Raw genomic sequence first — 24,774 nt, forward strand, 5'->3', positions numbered from 1 at the left:
ATGAAATCGGTGTACTATAATAGGTAATATACTATTACAAGGATGTTGTGATGATAGACCTTTCTGATTGGTTTCAATTAGGTGCTTTACCTGCAGATCAAATTCAAGGCAAATTTGATCTACTCCTGGTTGGCCTTTCTTATGTTGTTGCTACTTTGGCTTCTTACGCTGCACTTAATCTGGTTGGACAATTGCGAATAGAACAAGGCAAACAAGCTAGATTTTATTGGTTTGCTGGTGGTGCTTTTACTATGGGTTCAGGAATTTGGTCCATGCATTTCATAGGCATGTTGGCTTTTGTCATGCCCATGCCCATGGAGTATGAGTTTTTCTGGACGATAGCCTCCCTACTGATGGCAATATTTGCATCAGGTTTCGCCTTATTCCTATTACAAAATGAAAATTACTCCTTAACACAACTAATTCTAGGTGGATTTATTATTGGGTTAGCCATAGCAACCATGCACTATATGGGCATGGAAGGAATGAAAATCCACACTAATATTCACTACACCCCTGGATTATTTTTTCTATCTATATTTATAGGGATCATCACCGCAGAAGCAGCTATCTATTTAGCATTAGAAAGCAATAAAGGAACAAAAACAAAGCAGTTTAATTTAAAGATAATTTCAGCGTTACTGATGGGGCTTGCTATTTGTGGCATGCATTATACAGGAATGGCTGCCGCAGTATTCACCCCAAGTATGTCTCATGTTATGGCTGTAAGCACTCAAGCCATACCAACCAATTATCTCGCTTTTTTTATCGCAGGGATCGCTTTTCTTATTATTAGCATGGCTTTAATTGCATCAATCAGTAATAAAAAAATGGTTTCCGCAATAGAAAATGAAAAGAATTTTTTAAGAGCCATGTTAGACAATCTAGAAGATGGAATTATTGCCTGTGATGCTAGTGGAAGAATAACTTTATTAAATGGTCGTCTGCAAAAAAATATTCATCTGAGCCATCGTGAGTTTTTTATTAATGATTTAGATGAGTTTTTTACTTTATCGACTCCTGATCATCAACTTATAAAAAAAGAACATTGGCCTCTAACTCGTGCTTTAAAAGGACAACCAGTTCATGGTGCTGAGCTCATAATGGAATTTAAAAATAGTATGGTCAGAGAAGTTATCATTGATGAACAAAAAATAATTGACTCTGAAGGACAAATTCTTGGAGCGGTAGCGGTCATTCACGACATTACTGAATTGAAAAAAACCGAAAAAATGAAGCATGAATTCGTTTCTATCGTGAGCCATGAATTGAGAACACCATTAACTTCAATTAAAGGATCTTTAGGGTTGCTCGTTAGTGGAATCATGGGTGAATTTCCTGAAAAAGCAAAAAATCTTTTAGAAATTGCCAATAATAACTGTGAACGATTATTGTTATTAATTAATGATATTCTTGATGTAGATAAAATCGAAGCTGGAAAAATGGACTTCCAATTAGATAATTATGATCTAATACCTATAATTACTGAAGTAATTTCTGCTAATAAAATGTATGCAGACAAATATGGAGTATCCGTAGAGTTTACACCACCAAATCTCCCTATCATTGCTCATATTGATTCCAGTCGATTAATGCAGGTTCTCGCTAATTTAATTTCAAATGCTTGTAAGTTCTCACCTAAAGGAGGTCAGGTGAGATTAAAAATTGAAGAATTAAACTCTATTGTACGAGTTAGTGTTTCTGATAGTGGGCCAGGAATCCCTCAAGAGTTTCAATCACGTATGTTTCAAAAATTCTCTCAAGCCGACTCTTCAGATGCTCGTGGTAAGGCGGGAACCGGTTTGGGATTAAATATCAGTAAAAGTATTATAGAAAAACTACATGGGACTTTAAATTTTACTAGCTCGCCAGACAATGGAACAACGTTCTACTTCGAGCTCCCTATTTGTTATGAAAAAACTATTTCTACTGAAAATCGTCTCTCAGTACAGAAGGAAACAGGTAAAAAATTACTGCTTTGCGAAGACGATCTGGATCAAGCGGAATACCTCAGAATTTTATTGGAAGCTGCTGAGTTTAGCGTAGACGTAGCTACTTCTGTCAGAGAAGCTAAATCTTTTTTAGCAGAGAAACACTATCAAGCAATGCTCCTAGATTTAATTCTACCTGATCAGGATGGAATATCATTTATTAAAGAATTGCGCGCTACCCCAAATACCAAAGATTTGCCTATTATTGTTATTTCAGTGATTACGGAAATGGGGAAAAATCTACTCAATGGCGATGCTGTTTTGGTAGCCGATTGGCTTGATAAGCCCATAGACTTTAATAAACTTCTCGGCTCAATTCATAAAATAAAAGAGAATGATAAAACAAATTTACCTCATATTTTACATATTGAAGATAACGAAGACACACAAATTGTTGTAGCAACATTATTAGAAGATGAGGCCAATGTATTGACCGTTAATAGCATACAACAAGCAAAAGAAATGCTGGCGCAGCAGAAATTTGATTTATTTATTTTAGATTTGATGTTACCTGATGGAAATGGTATTGAAATTTTACCTTTACTGGCGCAATACCATTCTCCTGTATTAGTATTTTCTGATATGAAATTTAATGAAGACTATGCGAAATATATAAGTCAGGCACTCATGAAATCAACTTCAACTAATGAAATGTTACTCAATACTATTATGCATCTTCTATAATTAAGGAGAGAATATGGAACACAAGCAATTGCACAATATACTCTATGCAGAAGATGAGGAAGATATTCGTTCTATTGCTCAAATAGCATTGGAGGATATAGGATCGTTTACAGTGAAATATTGTAAAAACGGCTATGAAGTTCTCGAAACAATTAAGAACTTTGTTCCCGATTTATTGTTGCTTGATGTTATGATGCCAGAAATGGATGGCCCAACAACCTTAAAAGAGCTACGCAAAACAGATACTTACTCCTCCATTCCTGCTATTTTTATGACCGCAAAAATACAAACCAACGAGTTAGAGGAGTATAAATCTATAGGAGCGATTGACGTCATAGGAAAACCTTTCGATCCTATGACTTTAGCTGAATCAATTCAAAAAGCGTGGTTAAAAAGTTATGAATGAAAAAGTTCAAAAAAAACTCAATGATCTCATGAAGATTTATAGTAAAAATCTTCCCGATAAAATTCATAAGATTGAAGTGTTTTGGGAGGAGCAAAAAAATCATTGGGATCTCATTCAATTTCAAAATTTTCACCGAGAAGTACATAGTTTGTGCGGCTCTTCTGGTACTTATGGCTATCCGGATCTCAGTAAGGCGGCAAGACAGTTGGAGATTTTTTTAAAGACAATAATTAGCAAGGAACTGATTAATAGCGAGGATAAAGAATTAATTTCCGATTATTTGAATCAAATTAAAATAACAGCCCATCATGAAAAACAAAAAAATGAGCTTCTTTTTCAACCCCAGTCTATTGAACAAATTGAAAATAGGTATATTTATATCGTAGAGCAAGACGAAGTATTGCTTCAACAACTAAAAGACAGTTTAAAGCAAACAGGTTTCAGTCCCTTTTCTTTTCAAGATATATTCACCTTACAACTCGCAGTAAAAGAAAAAATCCCTGCAGCTATGATTATTGATACAAGATACTTAGATTCGGAGGGAGTTCAAAGTTTATTAGAATTACAAAATCAACAATCCACGCTCATTCAATTATTTTGCATTCTCCCTAACGCAGACCTTACCCCGCGCTTAGTAGCAATTCGAGCTGGTTGCGATGCCTTCTTCCAAAAACCAGTAGACATTTATCAGATAACGCAAATAATCAACCATAAATGCGGCGCATCACCAGGGCAGCCCTATCGCATTTTAATCATAGATGACTCTAAATCACTGGGTGAATATTATTCGCTGATCTTGAATCAGGCAGGAATGACGGCCAAAGCGATTACTAATCCTATGAGCCTATTAAAAGAACTTGATTCATTTCAACCCAATTTATTACTCATGGATGTTTATATGCCTGAATGTACAGGTTTTGAATTAGCTGCGGTCTTACGCCAAGAATCTAACTACACCAAAATACCAATTATTTTTCTTTCAACAGAAGAGGATAAAGATAAAAAATTATTTGCTATTAGTTTAGGCGGAGATGACTTTTTAACTAAACCAGTTTCCCCCCAACATCTGGTTTCCGCTGTACGCTCTCGCTCAAAACGCGCCAGTATTCTAAATTATTATATGAGCACGGACAGCTTATCTGGATTATTGAATCACTCCAGTATCTTAAAACAATTTGAAATACAATTAGCCCGTGCACAACTGGCTAATCTACCTTTATCCATAGCCATCATTGACATTGACCACTTCAAAAAAGTCAATGACACCTATGGCCATCAAGTTGGCGATGAAGTAATTAAAAAATTGTCCTCTGTATTGTTATCTCGATTACGTAATCAAGACGTTGTTGGACGTTATGGTGGAGAAGAATTCGTATTAGTATTACCTGGCGCTACCTGTGAGGATGCCACAAAAATAACAAATAATTTACGCGTACAATTTTCTCAATATGTTTTTACCGCAGATAACAGTGAATTTTCTGTAACATTTAGCGTAGGAATTTCTTTTTTACGTGAAATGATAAGTGCTGCAGAAATGATTAAACAAGCTGATTATGCTTTATACCAAGCCAAGAATATAGGCAGAAACCAAGTAGTGGCATTTCAATCAAATTAATTTTTACCATGCCACTATTTGGTTGATACTATTATGCGAACAACTGGGCCAAAGGGATCGCTTTTAATCCCAAAGATTAAGCAGTTCCACTCCGCTTTCGTCAAAACCCTTGATATTTCTTGTTACCATGAACTAAAGCTATAGCAGCACTCTTTCAGAATGATTCCATATCTCTTAAGTTATATTAACGCCAGTTTCGGATAAGGAAGTCACCAAGATCGGAACCGTTCGTGCTTCAGAAGATAACTCATCTGCCTCTGATCAATAAATTATCCAATACATATATTTATCAATTTAACAGTTCCATCTCTAAACTATCTGCACTATAATCTTCAACCAATGCTGTATTTAAATACAGTATTAAGGAACTCCCGAAGGATTTTCGGGTTTGGAAAGTTACCACCATTAGGTTTAAAATAAGGATAAATTTTATGCGTAGAACCCCCAATCAACATACTCATAGTCATCCCCAAACTCATACACACGGACATCCGCCTACAAGTACTACAGTTGTTGTTACCACTCAACAACCTACAACAGTGGTAACACATGCTCCTACCCCTATCCCTCCATTTAATCCTCATGGGTATTATGCCCATAATCCTAATGGCTTTCATTATCACACTACAACACAGCCAGGGCATACACATGGACATCCAGATTCGCATACACATGGACATGGTCCAAGATATTAAAGTATTTACCGACGTCCCGTGGCTTGTCCACGGGATACTGAGCTCTAATATCAACGCGCCCTTAGGTCAAGCCGATGGGCGTCAGAAACGGGGTGAAAGTGCCATTAGATGTACGCGCGGAATAGACCTTATGCAAAATCATTAAATAATAAACTCGTGCAATGAATGAAAATATCGTAGAATTTATTATCCTAATTTGCTATCAGTGCATTGATGAACTCAACCCCTATAACAAAAAGATTAGCAGCCATCGAGGCCCGTCTTTCTTTTATTGAAAATTATTTGAATATCCCCCCACAACCAACCGCGACGTCTGAACCATTCAAACAAATAGCGAATAAGCCAGCACCTAAACCCATGTCTGGAAATTGGCTTGGTATCGTTGCGTCCGTCTGTTTTATTTTAGCGGCGGCATTTATTATTAAACTATCCATAGTATCGGGCTGGCTAACTCACGAAAAACAACTTGGGCTTGCCACTTTATTAGGATTAGCTCTTTTTACCGCAGGGATTCTCATTTCCAGCGCAGACAAAGTATACGCAAGTTTCTTACCCGCAGCCGGGGCCACGATCCTTTACCTTACTTGCTTTGCTGCCTATCAATATTATCTGTTGATTTACTTTCAAACCTTAATTGCCATAACCAGTATCATCTCAGGACTATCTATATGGTTTTACATTCGCTTTAAACACGATATTTATGCCATTATTGCGTCAATCGGCGCCTATAGTGCCCCCTTAGTTACCAGCATTCATGGTAATGTCATTTTTTCTCTCTATTATTTTATTATTTGTTCATTTACCTTTGCGACTCTTTCTATTTGGGTACAGTCGAGAACCTTAACCTTAATTTCAGCCTATTTGGCAATTTCAATTACGGCTTGGATTGGCTTAACTCTAGATCAGGACGGTTTAATAGCGATTACGCTGGCCTTAATTTTTCTTATTTTTTCAATAGGAACTTATTTTCATACACAACTCACTCATCAAGAGTTAACAGAAAAAGAGTCATGGAGCTTGTTTCCCATACTATTTATTTTTTACTCAATGGAATATTATTTTATTAGCCGACTTGAACCCACACTTGCATCCTGGGTGTCGTTAGCTTCAGCAGCTCTTCTCACAGCGCTTTATCTTTCAGCAAAAAAATGGAAACCCAATAAAAAATTTAATAGCTATATCGTTGTATTAACTTTTGCAACCGTTGTGTTCTTCCATTCAATATATCTTGAATTATTGCCTGCCCCCATTAAGCCCTGGCTTTTTGTTATTATAGTTCTTAGCTATGGCTTTATTCGCACCAAAATTAAATTAAGAGCGAACTCAACTTTAATTGTTCCTTTGATTGCTTTAGCTGCAATCTTGGGAATAGAGTACCTGAATATGATGAGTCATCTGATGAGAGGCTTCACTCCGTTCTGGTCAATTGTCTCTTGGGCCTCTTTTCTGAGTATCTGGTTTGCTTTTTTTAGACATAGACACGAGTTGGCAAAAAAAGATGAATATGGTTATATTCTCTTAGCAACAGCCCACTTACTTTGTATTATGAGTTTGTATCAATTAACGGCCCCCTATGGCTCACTCGCGGTCTCTTCATCTTGGCTTTTGTATGCCCTGCTAGTTCTTGGAATATCTTTTATAAGAAATGATATTTTAATGGCAAAATCAGTACTTATAGTTTTAAGTTTTGCCGCAGGAAAAGCTCTAATTTATGATGCTTCCTCAACGCCAAGTATCATTCGCACTTTATGCCTCATTGTGACTGGTAGCATTTTGTATACGTCAGGTTTTGCTATCAGGAAAATGACACAATGGAATAACAAACATTCTGAATAGCAAAGTGTAAATTAAAAAAACTGAGACTATTTTATCTCATCATACCAAGTCAATATTGAACAACATAGCCATTAAATAGTCTTTATTATCAAATAAATAAAAAACAAAAAAGATGGTAATTTATTAAAAATAAGTTACCATAGCGCACAAGGTGATCTAGTTGTAGACCATAGAATATTTAGCACAAAGTAATTTTTGATTTTTTCAGGGAATTAATTAACAAAGGAGTAAGCATGAAAAAGAAAAAAGTTACATCGCTCATTAAACCAATTCTAACCACTTTAGCCATAGGAATGATGAGCACAAATGCCCTAGCTATTCCGTTAGCACCTGGAGCTGTTCACCACCCTATTCATTACAAGCCCAATACCCCTCATTTTGCACCTTCAGGGCTCACTCCTCATCAAGTAAGTAACGCTTACGGCTTTAGTGCAATTTCTGCTCAAGGTAAAGGACAAACAATAGCAATTGTTGATGCGTTTGATGACCCGCGTATTGAAGCGGATCTCGCTGTATTTAATAAGCAATTTGGTCTACCTGCATGTACAACCAAAAATGGTTGTTTCAAAAAAGTATATGCAAAGAAAAAAAAGCCACCAACTGATGCAGGATGGTCTGGTGAAATCGCTCTTGATGTTGAATGGGCTCACGCTATGGCTCCTCAAGCTAAAATTATTCTTGTTGAAGCGGCCTCAGACAGCATGGAAGATTTATATCAAGCGGTACAAGTTGCAGTGCAAAGCGGAGCTAATGTTGTGTCAATGAGTTGGGGAGCGGGTGAGTTTTCTGAGCAAACTGATTACGACAAATTATTTAATAATCCCAAAGTAACCTTTACAGCCTCATCAGGTGATAGCGGCGCAGGTACAATATATCCCGCTGCCTCTCCTTATGTATTAGCTGTAGGTGGAACAACATTGTCCACTGATTCTTATGGCAATTATCAGGGAGAAACTGCATGGTCTGGCAGTGGCGGCGGAGTCAGTAGTGTAGAAGCCTGGCCTGCTTATCAAAGTGGATTACCCATACCGCAATCAAGCAATATGCGTGGGGTGCCAGACGTAGCTTATAATGCTGATCCTCAATCTGGATTTTCAGTGTATAGCTCTGTTCCAGGAGATGGTGGAACTGGCTGGCAGGTTGTTGGTGGAACTAGTGCCGGAGCACCACAATGGGCTGCTCTTGTTGCTGTTGCAAACTCAGCAATAAATGGAAACATCGGAGGTAATCTAAATACCCTGCTTTATACATTAGCTCATCCTACTACTGGTAATTACAATCATTTCTTTAATGATGTAACCTCAGGTTCCAATGGCGATTGTGATTATTTCTGTAGTGCACAAGAAGGTTATGACTATGTGACAGGATTAGGTAGTCCAGAAGTTACTAACTTAATCAACGAACTAATGAGTTCTCATTCTGGAAAATAACTTTAGTATTATCAAGTTGGGCTCATTGGAGCCCAACCTATATCAAAACTTTAAGACATCCCTTATTCTCTCAAACTTGCTCTTAAGCGTTTTGGATTATGGAACAGTTCCAAAGCTAAGTGAATTGACGGAAGGGTAATATCTGCTGACAATAGAGCTTCTACAGCAATCCCCTCTGACCCAATAATGGCGATACCTAAAGCAGATTCTTTAAGAATGTATTGGTCATTTTTTCCATTACCAATAGATACTGTTGTATCAGGATTTAATTGATGCAAGTATTTTTGTTTTGACAATCCTTGATCTTCTGCCGGGATAATCGTGAGTTTACAATTAATATTAGCTAACTCACTTTTAGCAGTGCCGAACCCATCTCCTGTAACAATATGAATATCCAAGAATTCGGATAAGGCATTTAACGGTTCTTCCAACCCTTCAATTAATTTTCCATCGAGTGCCAATGTACCATTATAATCAATTATAGCGGTATTTAAGTTCAAGTCGCCAAGTCCAGGTATGTTCATAGTAATCATCATGATCTCTATTAAATTAGGATATAAATGAGTATAGCTTCTAATCCATATTTTTCTATTAAAAGAAAGCTCTTACTCACCATTCTATAAACATGACGATAATGATTTTTGATATTATCTAAAAAAATTACTAAGCTATATCTAAATCCAGTAACAAAAAGAGCTTATATGATTCGCTTAAATCATTTAATAATGGCCCTTTTCCTTTTGATATTGCTTTTGGCCGTTAACCAATTTATTCCTTTAGAAGCTCTTGTAAATCTCGTTTTTAATTGTTTTATGATAGTGCTCATTGTTATTTATATTATGCAAAGTCTAAATGTAATAGAACCAATACTGCCCTCCCCAAAGATCTTTAAGTAAGTAAGGAATAATTGAAATCCATTAATCAATCCTATATTGTTCCTTTTATAGGTTATTGATTTTAATCAGGAAAATGTTATGACACAAAGCAAGTCTGATGTATATAAATTAAGTGAATACAAACCTCTAAACTATTACGTTACCCATGTAGATTTAGAAATAGATCTCAGTAAAAAGCCAATTCAATCCACCGCATCTCTAACAATAACTCCTAATCCAGAGGCGGACTCTCATTCAGCTGATTTAATATTGGATGGAGAGCAAATGACATTAACCAGTATTTATCTCGATGGAAAATCTTTGCCAGCGGAATCTTATAGGATCTCGGACCACTCTTTAACAATAACCAATATCCCCACGAACAAATCATTTATCATCAAAACGACTACTCTAATCCGAGAGAGTACTGACTTATTTGGACTTTATAAAACGGAGGGAGTTTATCTAGTAAAAGCAGAAACAGAAGGATTACGGCGCGTGTTCTATTGTAATGACAGACCAGATAATCTAGCTACGTATAGAACCAAAATTATTGCTAACAAAAATGAGTACCCTACATTACTCTCTAATGGAACAGTTGAACATCGCGAAGAACTAAAAAATGAGCTGCATTCTGTAACTTGGTATGATGAGGTACCCAAGCCAAGTTATCTGTTTGCACTAGTAGCAGGAAAATTACAGCGCTTAGTCGACCATTATGAGGGACCAACAAAAAAACGTACCATTATAGAGTTTTATGTTTCACCTGAGGCAGCTCCAAAATGTGGCTTTGCGAAAGAGGTATTACAACAAGCGATGCTCTGGGATGAAAGAGTCTGTGGACTGGAATGTTATTTAGAACGTTATATGATCGCTTGTGTCGATCAGTATGCATCCGGTGCTTCAGAAACTATGGGTTTGAATCTATTTAATGCAGAAAATTTCTTAGCAACCCCCGAAAGTAAAACCGATTTGGGCTTTTTACGAATACTTGAAGTAGTGGCCCATGAATTTTTCCATTACTGGTCAGGCAATCGGGTGACTATTCGAGATTGGTTCAATTTACCCTTTAAAGAAGGTTTAACAACCTTTAGAGCGGCAATGTTTCGCGAAGATCTTTTAGGCACCGATTTAGTAAGACTTCTTGATGGAAAAAATCTTGATAATCGAGCTCCCAGGCCCAATTCCTATACTGCTGTAAGAAGTCTATATACTGTAGCTGCTTATGAAAAAAGTGCTGATATTTTTCGCATGATGATGCTTACTGTTGGTCAAGGGGTTTTCTATAAGGCAATGACTCAATTTTTCCGAGAACATGATGGTAAAGCAATAACCATTGAGGAATTTATTGATTTCTTAAGCGTCGCTACGAATAGGAACTTGAAATCATTCCTATTTTGGTTCACTGATCCAGGGATCCCAGAAGTAACAGTGGTAGATGAGTATAATCCAGATACAAAAGTATATACTCTAAAATTTAAAACAAAAAAAGCAACTGGACGCCCTATTCCTTGCGTTATAGGCTTACTGGATCATTCGGGTAAAGAACTATTAACGGATACTGCACTATGGATAGATCAACCTGAAATGGAGTTTCGCTTTAATGAGATACAATCACAGCCTATCCCATCGTTGCTACGCAGCTTTTCTGCGCCAGTTAATCTAAGTTATAACTATACTAATGAATCCCTATTGCTACTAATTAAAAGCGATCCTAATCAATATAATAGAGTTGAGGCAGCCTCCCTTTTGATTATCCGATTGATTACTGACTATTGTGCCGGCAAAGTCATTCATTTGACATCTCATCTTTTTAATACCTACCGCTCTTTATTAACCGATGAGTCATTAGATCAATGGATATTAGCAGAATTGATGACGCTACCATCAGAAGAGTTTTTAATCACTACCATCAAAACCCCTGATTTTAAAAAAATAGCTGAGGGTCGTCGCTACATTGAGAAAGCCTTAGCTCAAGAGTTAAAAGAAGATCTACTCAAATTGTTCAATGAGTTACAACTAAACTCTGAAACACAGCCATCTCATTTTTCCCTGTTTAATATAAAAGAAGCTAGTAATCGTCGTTTAAAATCAATGTATTATTCTTATTCTCAACATACAGCTCCCGAAGAAACTGTTCAATATTTATGTCTACAATTTAGAGAGACATTAGATAAAAATATGACTGAAACAATCTCTGCATTGACCCTACTTTGCGCTTTAAATTGCAGTGAAATAGATGAACTATTAAATGAGTTTTACCAATATTGGCAAAAAGACAGCAATGCAATGAATTACTGGTTTACAGTTCAAGCAGCAGCGCATGTGGACGGTATAGTCACGAAGGTATCTCAATTAATGCAACATCCAGCGTTTGATCTATCCAATCCTAACAAAGTATATGCCCTACTCGGTACATTTATTAAAAATCCCTATGGGTTCCATAATGAATCAGGTGAAGGATATGCTTTACTAGTAGATGCAATTATTAATTTAGACAAAATAAATCCAACATTAGCTGCAAATATAAGCAACTCGTTCCTTAACTGGGAGCAGTACAACGACTCAAGACAAAAAATGATGATTTATAGTTTAGAAAGGATTTACGCTAATGCAACATCTAATGATGTGAAAAACATTGCAAAAAAAGGGCTAGATAAAAAACATTCTTTAAAATTAATCAATCCAGGTTGATTAATTTTAAAACCAATTAACAATTATACTTGGAAAATATCCAACAAACTCAATGTTAGTTCACTATAATCAAAATATACAAGTTAATTCATTGAGTGCATTAACCTAATGTCATTTTCGGATAAAAATGTCACCTACCTCGGAACCGTTCTTTCTGAGGAGGGGTAATCCTATCCCGAACATCCACCAAGACAAAAATCTTGTGTATATGCTTCGAGACAGCGCAAAAAAAGCGCCTCCAGAGAAAGAATGGGCTGAGATCCGAAACTGTCGTTAACGTAGGAGTTTGTTATGCCAAGAGAACACAGTGGCCATTTTAAAGTTTTGGTTACACAAAAGGGAAACGAACATAGATTGTCTCCTGACACAGTTCAAGAAAAATTGCAAAATGGTGAGATAGGATATGAAGCCATGAGTGATTTATTGCGTGAAACAAATGATGCACAATTCGGCATTGTCTCGACTTTAAATAAAGATAATGAGTGGATTCGAGATGCAACTCATGCTATCCCCCTTGAAAAAAGAATGTCCCATGATGCACCAGTTATTGATGCTAATAATACCTTATTACGCTGTTTATCTCGTTTACGTCCCATTGATTATGCAATTGATAAGAAGCATGGAGAAAAAGGCAAAGAAATACGTGATGCCCTTAAAAATCGCTTTGGAGAATTAAGTGCAGAAATTTTAAAGATTGCCCAAGGCCCAGGTACCGATGAAGAGAAGCATAAACAAATTCACCAAAAGGAAAAGGAGTTCAACACTTTTTTAGTCGAAAAACTACATGAGGCCAATTTAACACAAGGCTGTGAAAAAGAAGAAGACGCGGAAAAGTTATTGTTTCATTACCGGAATTTATCCAGTACCCTCGCTCCTGCCCGCACCCTGGTCACTTTAACCTATGACAAAGATGCAAAAATCCTTCAACGTGAAACCCAATATCCAGTTACCGAAAAAACAGAAGCGCAAAAAGAAACACTTAACAAATTAAAAGTAATAACACCTTATCCATTTAAGGATGAGAGCAATTCTCACACTCGTCAAAAAATTGCATTTCAAGAAGCAGATAGTTTATTTTCCGATTTGATCGCCCAAGATGATAGAGCATTGCCTGCCCAAGCACGCAAAACGCATTTAGTCAGTGCAAAAAATGCGTTTATTGTGAAAAATGAATTAATTGAAATTGAGGATGAGGCAACACTTGAGTCTCCAGAAGCAGTAGATGCTTTAAATGCTAAAAAAGAAGAGGATGTACTCTGGTTAGCTCGAATGGGATCACCTGTTTTTGTGGGCAAAGGAGAAAAAAGTGAGGTATTACAAACCCATACGCGGGAAAATTTGGAGCAAGTTCGTCGCACTGCAGCAAAGAAAATGGGAAAAGACGCCGAATCGTTGAATGTCCACGTGACTACACTGAATACGGATAGTCCACTTGAGCATCAGTCAACTATTGTTGATCACGTTTATCAAGCGACCAGAAATAATCAAGATAAGAAGGATAATGTATCCTATGTTCCAACTAATCCTGATGGAACATTTCGAGTTTTGGATGTAGCACCAGAATTAAATTTTAACGAAGAAACTCAACCATCAGGTTCTGCACCACTACAAAAAGCGACAAGACTTGAAAGTGTAACTAAGGTCATGTTAGCGGCTTCTTGCACAGCCAATACCATTAGTACCGTCCATTGTGCCAGTGGCCAGGATAGAACAGGCACTGCAGTAGAAAAAGCAACTCAAGAATGGATGAAAAAGAGATATGATGATAAAGAACTAGACCAAAGCAACATTGAGTCCATGCGCGCGGAAGGAGGAAATGCTGCGGAAATAACTACGCATCATGTCAATGGTTCTCCCGGTATGAAAACGGACTCTATTGCCAATAACTTTTTTGATAGTAAAACTACATTCAGCCCGAGAGCGACAGAGGAACTCTATCTTAGCAGCGCCAAAACCAACAAACAAAATAAAATCGGCGATGTTGCCTTCCTCACGAAACCAAGTCGTCTTGCAGTAGCAGAATATAATGATCATTTAGAAAAATTTACCGCTAATTTGGCAAAAGCACCTAGAGATGATAAAGAAAAACAACTGATTGAAAAAGGTAAAGAGGTATTAAAACAGGTTCAATCCATTGCAAAGGATAAACCCGGCGAACTAAGTTCAGCCAGCCTCAATGATTTAACTCAAGTGCTAGCAACAACGAACAAAAGCTTAATGGAGGCGCATGAACCAAAACAATCACAAGAAAATGCAAAACGACTAGCCGCCTTATCACATCATGTCTCAGGCAAGAGCTCATCCGGCTGGAAAGCATTAGGTATTGGATTATTAACTTTTGCCAGTGCTGTTTTGGTAGTCGCCGGAGTTTTAGCCGCTATTCCAACGGCTGGTAGTAGCTTGTTACTTGCTGCTGTTGGCGTTGCAGGTTTAGCTGCGACTGTTAGCGCTGGTGCCGGGGTCGCTGCGGCAGGTGTTACAAGCGCTGCGATGATTCATCACGGTAGAGAAAAAGGACTAGCTAAATCCATCAGCGATTTTAAAAATGCCCTTTCTGAAATAAAAACCGAAACTCAAGCGAAGCCGGAAGAGGTTCTCGAAGAAAACCTTCACGAAGATATTGAAGACAGTAGAGCGCTTAGAGGCGTTTAAATTCTTTTTTGGGTATTTTACTCCATAGTCATCTGAGTAAAAGAGCAAATGAAGAAAAATTATCCCTTCAGGGTTAGGAAGGGATAAGAAATAGAAAAATACTACTTTGTAGCACTAAAAATCTCCTCGCTCGCGAAAGGGACATTGATTAAAATAGATACTAAATCACGAGAGAAGGCCTTAGAAAAATATTTCGCTCTTAACCTGCTCAACCATTAACTAACTTTTCTATAAGTATCATGGCCAATGAAGCGAGCACCTGGTCCCTCATGAGTGATATCTACCGCTTGATGCGTCAAGATAGAGATAGTATCTATATTGTTTTGGTTTTTAGTAAAATTGCCACTAATACTCAAAACAGATTGGCACATGGGATAAACGACACTAAACGTTAACGCATTACCCACTATATAACCAGTTACAGGTCTTTTTGTTCCAACAGCATCAGGACATGATTTAGAGGCTACAGCCGTAGTAAAATAACCGCTAATTTGGTTGTCCGATTGAATAGTTAACTCTAAAAGAGAACCTCTTTTGTTTTTAAAAGTTAAACTATTATTTTGTTCTGAATAAAGAGGCTGAGCCAGTGCAGCAGAAGCCATCATAGTAGTAAAACAGAGTGCTTTTAAATTCATTATTACTCCATGCAAAGAATTAAAATTTATTTTATTCAAGAACCATATTTACTTGAACGAAAAACTGTCCGCTCTAAACATTCATCTAGATGACGACTGCCTATATATCAGCTTGGTAAATGATTAGCAATAGGCTTCTTGCCAAGCGCTACCGTAGTGAAAAATCGCCGCGCTTACGTTTAAGAGTTTTTTATTAGTCGAAATTTGCTAATTTTCTTATATAATAGGTTTGAGATTATACCAGACCAAGGCTCAATGAATGTTTTCATCTCATATTGAACTTCGTTCCTATCATACAGAACAAACAAGCCACAGTCATGAATATGCTCAGCTAGTACTCCCTGTTAAAGGAGTTTTGGAACTTGAAATAGGCTCCAGTGCAGGTATTATTGATGCAGAAAAAGCTGCATTTGTTGCCACAGGTACACGTCATAGCTTCTCAGGAAGTCAAGATAATTTATTTGTGGTAGTTGATTTTAGTCAACCCGATTCCCCTGCTATTAATATGCCTTCTTTTATTACACTAACTCCTGTAACCAAACAATTTTTGCAATTTGCGCATTATTATTTGCTTCATGGAGTCAATGACTTATCCTCCCATAGGTTAATTAATAGTTTATTATTAAATCTATTATCGCACCCTATATTATCAAATCAAGATTTGTTGGTCTTAAAAGCTAAAAACTGGATTGATCTACATTTTTCTACATCAGTAAATCTTGAACAATTAGCACAACATTGCCACTTAAGTATTAGTCAATTGCAACGTCGATTCAAAAAGAATACGGGTACAGGACTTGCCGAATATTGGCGCCAGAAGAAACTGGAACACGCTAAACTTCTCTTATCAACGACGTCTCATACTATTACCTCTATTGCATTTGCCATTGGTTATGAAAATGTACCTGCGTTTAGCCGTCGTTTCCACGCTGTATTAGGGATGTATCCCTCAGAATGGAGAGAGATGGCGTTAACGGCAAAGAAATTGCTTCCCTCGGATAACACCTAACAAAAAATATTTTGATATATTAATAATCCTCTGAACTGTGTATTTAAATATACAATACTGTTATTAATCGATGGGACCCTTGGCTCATAGGCATCAGACTAAGGAACACATGTAATTGACTTAAGGATGTTCTTCATCATGAAAAGCGAAAAAAATTTTTATTACATACAAGGATTATCATTTCTTATTCTGGCACAAATCATGGTAGCAATTAATATTGTATCCTCAAAATTCCTTTTATCCACCATGCCTATTATTATATTACTTACTATTCGTTTTACCGTAGCAACTGGAATTTTATTACCATTACATTGGTTAACCCCAGCAAAGAAAAGTTCAATTGCTCATCATTTCGCTCAGTTAAATAAAAAAGATTGGTTTTACATTCTGGCACAAGCATTAAGCGCAGGGGTTTTATTTAATTGTTTCATGCTACTTGGGTTACATTATACCGATGCCAATGCAGCTGGTATCATAACCAGCGCCCTACCGGCTTTGATTGCAATTATGTCATGGATCATTCTAGGTGAAAAAATATCAGGTAAAAAAGCAGGTTGTGTCATTATCGCCACATTAGGACTCCTGATTATTGCTTATGAGAAACTCAATGGGCCTCGATTAAATCATTCATTCATTGGTGATGCAATTGTTCTTCTGTCGCTGATACCTGAAGCATCTTATTATGTTTTTTCTAAAGTTCATCCTATCCGCTTACCTGTTTTTCTGTTATCCGCTCTCCTCAATGGCATTAATGCTATTTTATTATTATTTACTTTGCCTTTCTTTTTTTCTCATGATGTCGCGATAAGCAGGGAAGGATGGAGCATTGTATTTATCCTTGGTCTAAGCTCAGGATTATTTTATGTATTTTGGTATCATGGCTGCCAAAGAGTAGATGGAGTAATGGCTTCATTATCTACTGCTATAATGCCTGTAGCAACGGTAATACTTGCAGGGATAATACTTAGTGAACAATTAACAATGGGACAATTGATAGGAATGTCTTTAGTTATTTGTTCAGTTGTTGTTTATGCAAGAAAATAACTTGAGCAATGCTCTCTGTCCCCTATAGCACCAAGTTTTAAAGGTCGGACTCCCGACTCATAAAGTTAAGATATTTCGAATCCCCGCGGCATCGACCACGGGGTACATGAAGTGGCTCCGGTTATGCATAGGTATGCATAACTTTATAGCAGAACCCTAGTGCGTATCTGCAGGGGTTGTTGGAGCAGTTGAATTAGTTGGGGTAGCCGGAGTTGATGAATTAGTCGTTCCACTTGCGGTTGGTGGCGTTTCCTGTTTTACATTACCAGAACACGCAGCGGCGACACTATCTATAGCATCATCATACTGTTTGTCTGTCATATTATCAGCTTGTTTAATCAAGTCCATTAATTTAGGTTTCGCACACTCACAATAAGCTGTGGTTATTTTTTTATCATCATCTGTTTGCTTAGGATAAATCAGTTTCCACCTGTCTTCACAATATTCCATTACATCGGTATCTTTTGCCTCGCTTAAACCAACTTCTTCCTCAACAGAATCCATTGCGTCATGTAATAACGTTCTAGACATACATAATTGCATTGCTTTTTGTAGCATGTCTTGAGTTAGATCTTTTTTATCTCTCAATTGATTGGATGCACAAGTACAATATTTTTCTCCAAAATTTTTATAATCTACTTTTTCAGCAGAGTCATTAATTTTTTGCATCCAGGCATTTGTACATGCACCCAGAAAATCCTCATCAGCAGCGTGTACAGTAGCAGATAGCGAGAGCAATCCCACAGCGGATACAGCCAATACGTTTTTTACGATAGAAAAACTCATAGCGCACTACTCCTTTGATTTAGATAATAAATTTCCCTGTATTGAGCATAGCTGAAGTCTTATCTATAAGCAAAAAACCTAATATTGATTTGATAAAAAATATTTATTGAGGATTAATCAGATGCTTAAAATCTACCGCTTTAAACATCTGATTTTTTCAAGGGATTAGTAGTGCTAAGCTACCGGAGGTACCTTTTTTGACGAAGCGGACAATTCATCTTCAAGTAACTTATCTTCAGATAAACCATCTTCTACCTGAGTAAAGAATCCAATTGATTTTCCTTTATGCAAATCCGATAAAGAATAATCCACTTTATCTACAAATTGCTCACCCTTACTTTGAGTAAAGAGTCTAAATGGATTTCCTTTAACAGCTGCATACGTCAACAGTACCAAGAGGCCAGGTAAAATACCTGTACACACTACAAGAGCTACCATGCTGGCATTGAAATACTTTATCCATTCAGCGTCACGATGCTGTTTTAACTCAACGTCTGCTTTTTTCAATGATTTTGTAAAGTAAGTAATGCGCTCACTAGGTAGAGGATGTGCATCCTTATCGGTTAAGTCTATTAAAAGATTTTGTACTACCGAATATTTAGCTATTACTTTAGCATACTTTTCTTGATCTGCAGGTAACCCTGTGAAAGAAGCAGGGGTTTTATAGTTTGTTGGAGTAAATGAAGGATTGACCTTCAACGCCTCACGCTCTAGATAGGCTGCATACTCTTTTGTCAAAGGAAGTAATTGCTCTGCAATAATGTTAAAACAAGTTCTTTCCTTTTCAGTCTGTAGATCGGCTATCAACTTAGCTTGCTTTTGCTGTTCAGCTTGTAACATCTTGAGCTGTGATCCAGCATCAGCAGTGGTAGTAGCTGTTTGCTCCTGTAACAGGCTGATATGTGATTTTAAAGAAGCTAATTGCTGTTGCAATCCCTTAATTTCGCGCTCAAATTGTGCTTTGTCCTGCTCGTGCGCATTACCTGACAACTCAAGCTTTTTGTTTAATTGAACCTCCAGTCCATTTTTATCATTAGTTAGCCGTGCTATTGTTTCTTTTAGAACACGTTCAGCTACTTTTTGTTGACGCGCTAACTCTTCACTGTGTTCTTGAGCTGCAGTATCCGCTTTTTGTTGTAATTCACGAATAGTATCCTTGCTCGTTACGTCTAATTGCTGCAATTGAGTTCGTAACTCTTTAATCGCCTCACCAGCTTTTTTCTGATCTTGCTGGTGCGCACCTTGAGCCAATAGTAATTGCTTTTCCAACCGGTCTTGTAGCTGGGCTTTCTCAGTGGTCAACTGCTTGGTCGCTTCATTAAGAATACTTTCTGCCACTTGTTGTTGGTGTGCTAATTCTTCGCTGTACTTTTTAGCTGCAGTTTCCGCTTTTTGTCGTAACTCGTTAATCGCTTCCTTACTCGTCACGTCTAATTGCTGTAACTGAGTTTGCAATTCTTTAATCGCCTCATCCGCTTTTTCTTGATCTTGCTGATGTTCACCTTCGGCTAAACGTAGTTGTTTTTGCAACTCCTCTTTCTCAAAAGTAAAGCGTTGGGTAGCCTCATTAAGAGTACTTTCTGCCACTTGTTGTTGGTGTGCTAATTCTTCGCTGTACTTTTTGGCCGCAGTCTCCGCTTTTTGTCGTAACTCGTTAATCGTTTCCTTACTTGTTACGTCTAATTGCTGCAACTGAGTTTGCAATTCTTTAATCGCCTCAACAGCTTTTTCTTGATCTTGCTGATGTTCACCTTCGGCTAAACGTAGTTGCTTTTGCAACTCCTCTTTCTCAAAAGTAAAGCGTTGGGTAGCCTCATTAAGAGTACTTTCTGCCGCTTGTTGTTGGTGTGCTAATTCTTCGCTGTACTTTTTAGCCGCAGTTTCCGCTTTTTGTCGTAACTCGTTAATCGCTTCCTTACTCGTTACGTCTAATTGCTGCAACTGAGTTTGCAACTCTTTAATCGCCTCATCCGCTTTTTCTTGATCTTGCTGGTGTTCACCTTCGGCTAAACGTAGTTGCTTTTGCAACTCCTCTTTCTCAAAAGTAAAGCGTTGGGTAGCCTCATTAAGAGTACTTTCTGCCACTTGTTGTTGGTGTGCTAATTCTTCGCTGTACTTTTTAGCCGCAGTTTCCGCTTTTTGTCGTAACTCGTTAATCGCTTCCTTACTCGTTATGTCTAATTGCTGCAACTGAGTTTGCAACTCTTTAATCGCCTCATCCGCTTTTTCTTGATCTTGCTGGTGTTCACCTTCGGCTAAACGTAGTTGTTTTTGCAACTCCTCTTTCTCAAAAGTAAAGCGTTGGGTAGCCTCATTAAGGGTACGTTCCGCCGCGTGTTGTTGACGTACTAATTCTTCGCTGTGCTCTCTAGCCGCAGTCTCCGCTTTTTGTCGCAACTCGTTAATCGTTTCCTTACTCGTTACGTCTAATTGCTGCAACTGAGTTTGCAACTCTTTAATCGCTTCACCAGCTTGTTCTTTATCTTGCTGATGGTCATCGTGGGCTAAACGTAGTTGCTCTTGCAGTTCCTCTTTCTCAGAAGTCAAGCGTTGGGTAGTCTCATTAAGGGTACGTTCCGCCGCTTGTTGTTGGTGTGCTAATTCTTCACGATACTCTCTAGCCGCAGTCTCCGCATTTTTTCTCAACTCGTTAATCGCTTCCTTACTCGTTACGTCTAATTGCTGCAACTGAGTTTGCAATTTTTTAATCGCTTCACCAGCTTGTTCTTTATCTTGCTGATGGTCATCGTGGGCTAAACGTAGTTGCTCTTGCAGTTCCTCTTTCTCAGAAGTCAAGCGTTGGGTAGTCTCATTAAGGGTACGTTCCGCCGCTTGTTGTTGGTGTGCTAATTCTTCACGATACTCTCTAGCCGCAGTCTCCGCATTTTTTCTCAACTCGTTAATCGCTTCCTTACTCGTTACGTCTAATTGCTGCAATTCAGTTTGTAATTCGTTAACTTTACTTTCAGCTGTTTCGAGCTGCACTTCTAACTGACGAAGTTTCTCTCCATTAGTACGATTTAACGATTCTATGTCACTATGTAATTGATCAATAGTTAGTGAAAGTTGTTCTTTTTCCTTTCCATGTGTCGTTTTTTCTTGTTCTAATTTTTCATCTAATACTTGATGTAACTTTTCTATCTCAGTTTGATGTTCTTTTACGAGCTGCTCTATCCCTATTTTCACTAATTGTTTTTCTTCGCCTAATTTTAAAATTAGACGCTGTAAATCGATGATATCAGGATTATCTGCACCTAAAGCAATTGCTTGGGCCTTAACTTTTTTGAAAAACTCGACATCCATGCTATCAGGTTTATCATGCAGATCTATTTTCTTTTTTAAGAGTATTTGAGCTGCTAATTTAATTACTGCCTCTTGATGTATCGCTAGTTTTCTTGGAGTAAATTCTAGTTTTTCTTTTCCAACAATCTTTTGTACGTGTAGATGTCCGTTAATTAGGCTAACTAAATTATCATAAACTCTGTTGAGTTCAGCAAAAAAGACATCTTTATTGGGTATTTCTGCATCTAAATAGCGATCTAAAGCTAAAGTTTTATCAGTGACCAGCTCTGAAAGCACTCCTATGGCCTTAGGGGCTGATTCATTCTCATTAAGACTTAAAGCCAAAACTTCATCCTGCAATGCTTTTCCCACTGACTTCACAGTCACTGGATCAACTGAGGATAACTTACCATATATAGTTTGTAAAAGGCCTGTTACCTCATTTTCCTCACTTAATTTTGCCTCCATAGCTTTTAAAAAGCTGTCAAATACGCTAGCAAACTCTTCATTTGGCGCTAGAAAATACTCAGACTCCTTCTCAAGTTTAACCGTTTGATCTAATAAAGCACTGTAATGAGAGTTAGCAGTTTTCTGTATCCCTAAACGTAGCATTTCTTCACATTCAGTGATTATCCCATTAATAGAATCCTCAGCAGTAACTGTTTTAAAGCTTTCTAATATTCCAAATATTGTATCAATTTCTCTTAATAGATTAGTTTTAGTTTCTTCGGATAAATGATTACGGAGATATTTTTGGCTAATACTATCAACAAAGACTAATAATGCTTGAAATGTAACTTTCCTTTGAGGCGTCTCTTCAAGTAGCGCTTTTATTTTTGCGTTATCATCTTTAAATCCTTGGAATAACTTAGTCAAGACCACACTAAATTTGCTAGTTAAGGTATCTAGCTCATCCTTGTCATCATCCAGGGAAAACTCCATTTGATCATGAAGGTATAATGAAGCATGTTCCGCATTGACAAACTGACCATCCAAACTCGTGACAACAGTATCTAACCCCATAGAGTTATGCGCCCCATAGTGCACTAATCGTGTCCCGGCTTTAGCGGATTCTGTTCCCAAATAAGCATAGCCTCCTTTGGCGAGCAGTTTATAAGCAGCATCATTTTCATGAACACGTTGATATAAATCTAATAGCAGCTTAGAACGTTCCGCCTGTGATTTATTTAAAAAGCGATTAGTAAGTGCGTCTAGCTTAGGATGTTCCAAATTGATTTCTTCTGTTGGACTATCGAATAATCCAGTATGCTTATTGATAAAATTAAGCAATTTTCCTACAGCTAATTGTTGTACTGTGGATGTATCATTAGCCCCTTTTTCAACAACAACAGGATACATTTGTTGAGTGTAAATATTTCCGCTCGCCGTACCATGATGCCCAGGAGTAACAATAGGCGTCAAACCACTAGGAATAATAGGCTTAAAGCAACGTGATCGTTCATCACGAAAAATCAGTAATTCAGCAGCATTACTAGGCGGCTTTTGGAAAAACCTATCATCTCGCCAAGCAATCCCAGGAATGAACATATAGCGCCCTCCTGGAACAGGATCCATAAGAAAAGCATTTACTTTTGCATTAGAAAGCCGTGCCGATAGACTAGCTCTTACATTGTCAGCTTCTTTAACATCTTTAAAGAATTTTGCAACAGCATTTCTAGTATAATAACATGGGGATTCCAAAAGAATGGTGTATAACGATTTTTTAGGATTTTGCTTCAGCTCTGTTTTTACTCTATCTAACTCGTGAAGCATTAAAATGGTTTCTACCGCGCCTCTACTATGTGCAGGTATTACAATATTTTCCTTGCCTTCTGCAATTGCTTTTAATACAAGAAAAAGACCTAGAGCAATACGCTCCCCTACTTCGGTACCTCGTGTTGTGGGACCATTAACTACATCAACTGAAGGCGTGCTAAATGATAAAGGTTGGCCAGTCAGGTCAGGCTCCAGCTCACCCATTTTTGTTGCTACAACTCTAGCTGTATAAGACAGAGTTTCGCCATTTTCATAGCTCTTACGATCAGCTTCTTTTTCCAAATTTGTTGTTGGCAGATGAGTATAAACCGTATCTGTACCTAACATGAATAAAAAATAATTTGGATTGAGAACAGGTCTATCGGAAACATCACGCTCAGCGTCAACTAAAATGATGTTATCATTCTCAATACGACTATCTTGTATTTGTCTACCAAGCAACTGTGAAAAAACGGTAAGATCAATATTCTTAGGCATAAAACGCCTCCACTATCTTGAAGCCAATTCAACAGATTTTCCTATACTATAATCGCGAACTCCCTTTGTTGATCCTCGAAATGGCATTAAGTACAAATTAAGATCAATTGTATGCAGTCACTATCTGCAAGTCAATCGAAAAACCTGGTTTTTTTATTCTTCAAAAGGGCTTAATTAATAAGCTTAAGTTCTCTGCTATCCGTTATGTTGTGGATAACATATTGCCGTCATAGTTCGACTAGCAACCTAACATATCGATTCTACTTGATTAAAATTAAGGAATTATTAACAATTGACCATTTTACAGAACGATTTCATCAAAACTCCAAAGATCACCACTTGTTCAATCATTAAACCTACAATAACCACACTTTATATGTATGAGTGTATAATAAATAGCTACTTAATTAGAACATTATATTATGAGTCTAAATTATCCCTATCATCGGCATCTCGGTGCCGTTTTACCTGTTGATGTAGGAGCAACTCCACAAATGATTGTTTATTTTTGCCAAAACTAAAGGGACAAGAAAAAATAGAGGAATCATTAGCCCTCTTCCCAAGCCCATAAAACGGAGGTCAGTCAACAAATTGCCCAACAAAAGCTCACCACAATAACTCCTATCTATAAAATCACCGATATAAGCCTAATCTCGCGATATATTATCTAGGTACATCTCCCCATAATTACTCGAAAAAAACCGATCCGAAAACTGACTTATCTTATATAGTAATGCTTAGCCATATTCAGCATTCCTAAAGTCGGACAATTTGTTGTTCGACCAACACGACTAAAGCTCTATTCAGTGAGTAATCAGGGTGTATTCACAGAGTTATCCACAGAAAATGGGGATAAGTTATCTAACATTAAAAAAAAGTTAAACACC

At 37.4% G+C, this 24,774-nt stretch carries 14 protein-coding genes; 10 read left to right on the forward strand and 4 right to left on the reverse strand.

Translation table 11 applies throughout. The features are described from left to right. Positions 1-50 precede the first annotated feature (50 nt). The 6 genes from LFA_RS06705 to LFA_RS06730 all read left to right on the forward strand — a co-directional run bounded on the left by LFA_RS06705 (position 51) and on the right by LFA_RS06730 (position 8,657). Positions 51-2,675: an MHYT domain-containing protein gene (locus tag LFA_RS06705; protein ID WP_045095497.1), complete on the forward strand. Its 2,625-nt coding sequence runs from the start codon at positions 51-53 to the stop codon at positions 2,673-2,675. Between the two features lie 13 nt (positions 2,676-2,688). Continuing rightward, positions 2,689-3,081, forward strand: coding sequence for a response regulator (locus LFA_RS06710; RefSeq protein ID WP_045095498.1), 393 nt, complete (start codon positions 2,689-2,691; stop codon positions 3,079-3,081). After that, positions 3,074-4,696 (forward strand): diguanylate cyclase, encoded by a 1,623-nt coding sequence (locus tag LFA_RS06715; RefSeq protein ID WP_045095499.1) that lies wholly within the window; start codon positions 3,074-3,076, stop codon positions 4,694-4,696. The genes LFA_RS06710 and LFA_RS06715 overlap by 8 nt, the downstream gene beginning before the upstream one ends. Before the next feature lie 431 nt (positions 4,697-5,127). Next, positions 5,128-5,391, forward strand: a complete 264-nt coding sequence (locus tag LFA_RS06720) for a hypothetical protein (RefSeq protein ID WP_045095500.1) — start codon at positions 5,128-5,130, stop codon at positions 5,389-5,391. 213 nt (positions 5,392-5,604) lie between these two features. Next, a complete protein-coding gene (locus LFA_RS06725) occupies positions 5,605-7,227 on the forward strand; it encodes a DUF2339 domain-containing protein (protein WP_045095501.1) in 1,623 nt (540 codons plus the stop codon). A gap of 233 nt (positions 7,228-7,460) precedes the next feature. Then, entirely contained in the window at positions 7,461-8,657 is a 1,197-nt protein-coding gene (locus LFA_RS06730) for a S53 family peptidase (RefSeq protein ID WP_045095502.1), read from the forward strand. 62 nt (positions 8,658-8,719) lie between these two features. Here the strand turns inward: LFA_RS06730 and LFA_RS06735 are convergent, their stop codons facing one another. Continuing rightward, entirely contained in the window at positions 8,720-9,193 is a 474-nt protein-coding gene (locus LFA_RS06735; protein ID WP_157010303.1) for an HAD family hydrolase, read from the reverse strand. A gap of 438 nt (positions 9,194-9,631) precedes the next feature. Here LFA_RS06735 and pepN point away from each other — a divergent pair, with 438 nt between their 5' ends. Then, complete coding sequence (pepN, locus tag LFA_RS06745; protein ID WP_065814364.1) at positions 9,632-12,226, forward strand: aminopeptidase N; 2,595 nt, start codon at positions 9,632-9,634, stop codon at positions 12,224-12,226. A gap of 291 nt (positions 12,227-12,517) precedes the next feature. Continuing rightward, positions 12,518-14,878, forward strand: coding sequence for a hypothetical protein (locus tag LFA_RS20150; RefSeq protein WP_065814365.1), 2,361 nt, complete (start codon positions 12,518-12,520; stop codon positions 14,876-14,878). A 215-nt stretch (positions 14,879-15,093) separates the two neighbouring features. On the opposite strand, the gene LFA_RS06760 is transcribed toward LFA_RS20150, so the two are convergent. Continuing rightward, positions 15,094-15,513, reverse strand: a complete 420-nt coding sequence (locus LFA_RS06760; RefSeq protein WP_045095505.1) for an avidin/streptavidin family protein — start codon at positions 15,511-15,513, stop codon at positions 15,094-15,096. A 259-nt stretch (positions 15,514-15,772) separates the two neighbouring features. Between LFA_RS06760 and LFA_RS06765 the strand changes: the two genes are divergently transcribed. Beyond that, positions 15,773-16,522, forward strand: coding sequence for an AraC family transcriptional regulator (locus tag LFA_RS06765; RefSeq protein ID WP_045095506.1), 750 nt, complete (start codon positions 15,773-15,775; stop codon positions 16,520-16,522). A gap of 138 nt (positions 16,523-16,660) precedes the next feature. After that, on the forward strand, positions 16,661-17,566 hold the full coding sequence (locus LFA_RS06770; protein ID WP_052673886.1) for a DMT family transporter: 906 nt from the start codon (positions 16,661-16,663) through the stop codon (positions 17,564-17,566). A gap of 156 nt (positions 17,567-17,722) precedes the next feature. On the opposite strand, the gene LFA_RS06775 is transcribed toward LFA_RS06770, so the two are convergent. Beyond that, the gene (locus LFA_RS06775) at positions 17,723-18,352 is read right to left on the reverse strand and encodes a hypothetical protein (RefSeq protein WP_045095508.1); all 630 of its coding nucleotides are present in this window, start codon (positions 18,350-18,352) and stop codon (positions 17,723-17,725) included. Between the two features lie 174 nt (positions 18,353-18,526). After that, positions 18,527-23,887: a coiled-coil domain-containing protein gene (locus LFA_RS06780; protein ID WP_045095509.1), complete on the reverse strand. Its 5,361-nt coding sequence runs from the start codon at positions 23,885-23,887 to the stop codon at positions 18,527-18,529. Positions 23,888-24,774: the final 887 nt, after the last annotated feature.

Source organism: Legionella fallonii LLAP-10 (assembly GCF_000953135.1).
Taxonomy (GTDB): domain Bacteria; phylum Pseudomonadota; class Gammaproteobacteria; order Legionellales; family Legionellaceae; genus Legionella; species Legionella fallonii.

Bases quoted from the DNA above. Each gene is read 5' to 3' on its own strand.
- LFA_RS06735 (WP_157010303.1), bottom strand. From the start codon at position 9,193: ATGATGATTACTATGAACATACCTGGACTTGGCGACTTGAACTTAAAT.
- LFA_RS06710 (WP_045095498.1), top strand. From the start codon at position 2,689: ATGGAACACAAGCAATTGCACAATATACTCTATGCAGAAGATGAGGAA.
- LFA_RS06725 (WP_045095501.1), top strand. From the start codon at position 5,605: ATGAACTCAACCCCTATAACAAAAAGATTAGCAGCCATCGAGGCCCGT.
- LFA_RS20150 (WP_065814365.1), top strand. From the start codon at position 12,518: ATGCCAAGAGAACACAGTGGCCATTTTAAAGTTTTGGTTACACAAAAG.
- LFA_RS06770 (WP_052673886.1), top strand. From the start codon at position 16,661: ATGAAAAGCGAAAAAAATTTTTATTACATACAAGGATTATCATTTCTT.
- LFA_RS06720 (WP_045095500.1), top strand. From the start codon at position 5,128: ATGCGTAGAACCCCCAATCAACATACTCATAGTCATCCCCAAACTCAT.
- LFA_RS06760 (WP_045095505.1), bottom strand. From the start codon at position 15,513: ATGAATTTAAAAGCACTCTGTTTTACTACTATGATGGCTTCTGCTGCA.
- LFA_RS06715 (WP_045095499.1), top strand. From the start codon at position 3,074: ATGAATGAAAAAGTTCAAAAAAAACTCAATGATCTCATGAAGATTTAT.
- LFA_RS06705 (WP_045095497.1), top strand. From the start codon at position 51: ATGATAGACCTTTCTGATTGGTTTCAATTAGGTGCTTTACCTGCAGAT.
- LFA_RS06765 (WP_045095506.1), top strand. From the start codon at position 15,773: ATGTTTTCATCTCATATTGAACTTCGTTCCTATCATACAGAACAAACA.
- pepN (WP_065814364.1), top strand. From the start codon at position 9,632: ATGACACAAAGCAAGTCTGATGTATATAAATTAAGTGAATACAAACCT.
- LFA_RS06775 (WP_045095508.1), bottom strand. From the start codon at position 18,352: ATGAGTTTTTCTATCGTAAAAAACGTATTGGCTGTATCCGCTGTGGGA.
- LFA_RS06730 (WP_045095502.1), top strand. From the start codon at position 7,461: ATGAAAAAGAAAAAAGTTACATCGCTCATTAAACCAATTCTAACCACT.
- LFA_RS06780 (WP_045095509.1), bottom strand. From the start codon at position 23,887: ATGCCTAAGAATATTGATCTTACCGTTTTTTCACAGTTGCTTGGTAGA.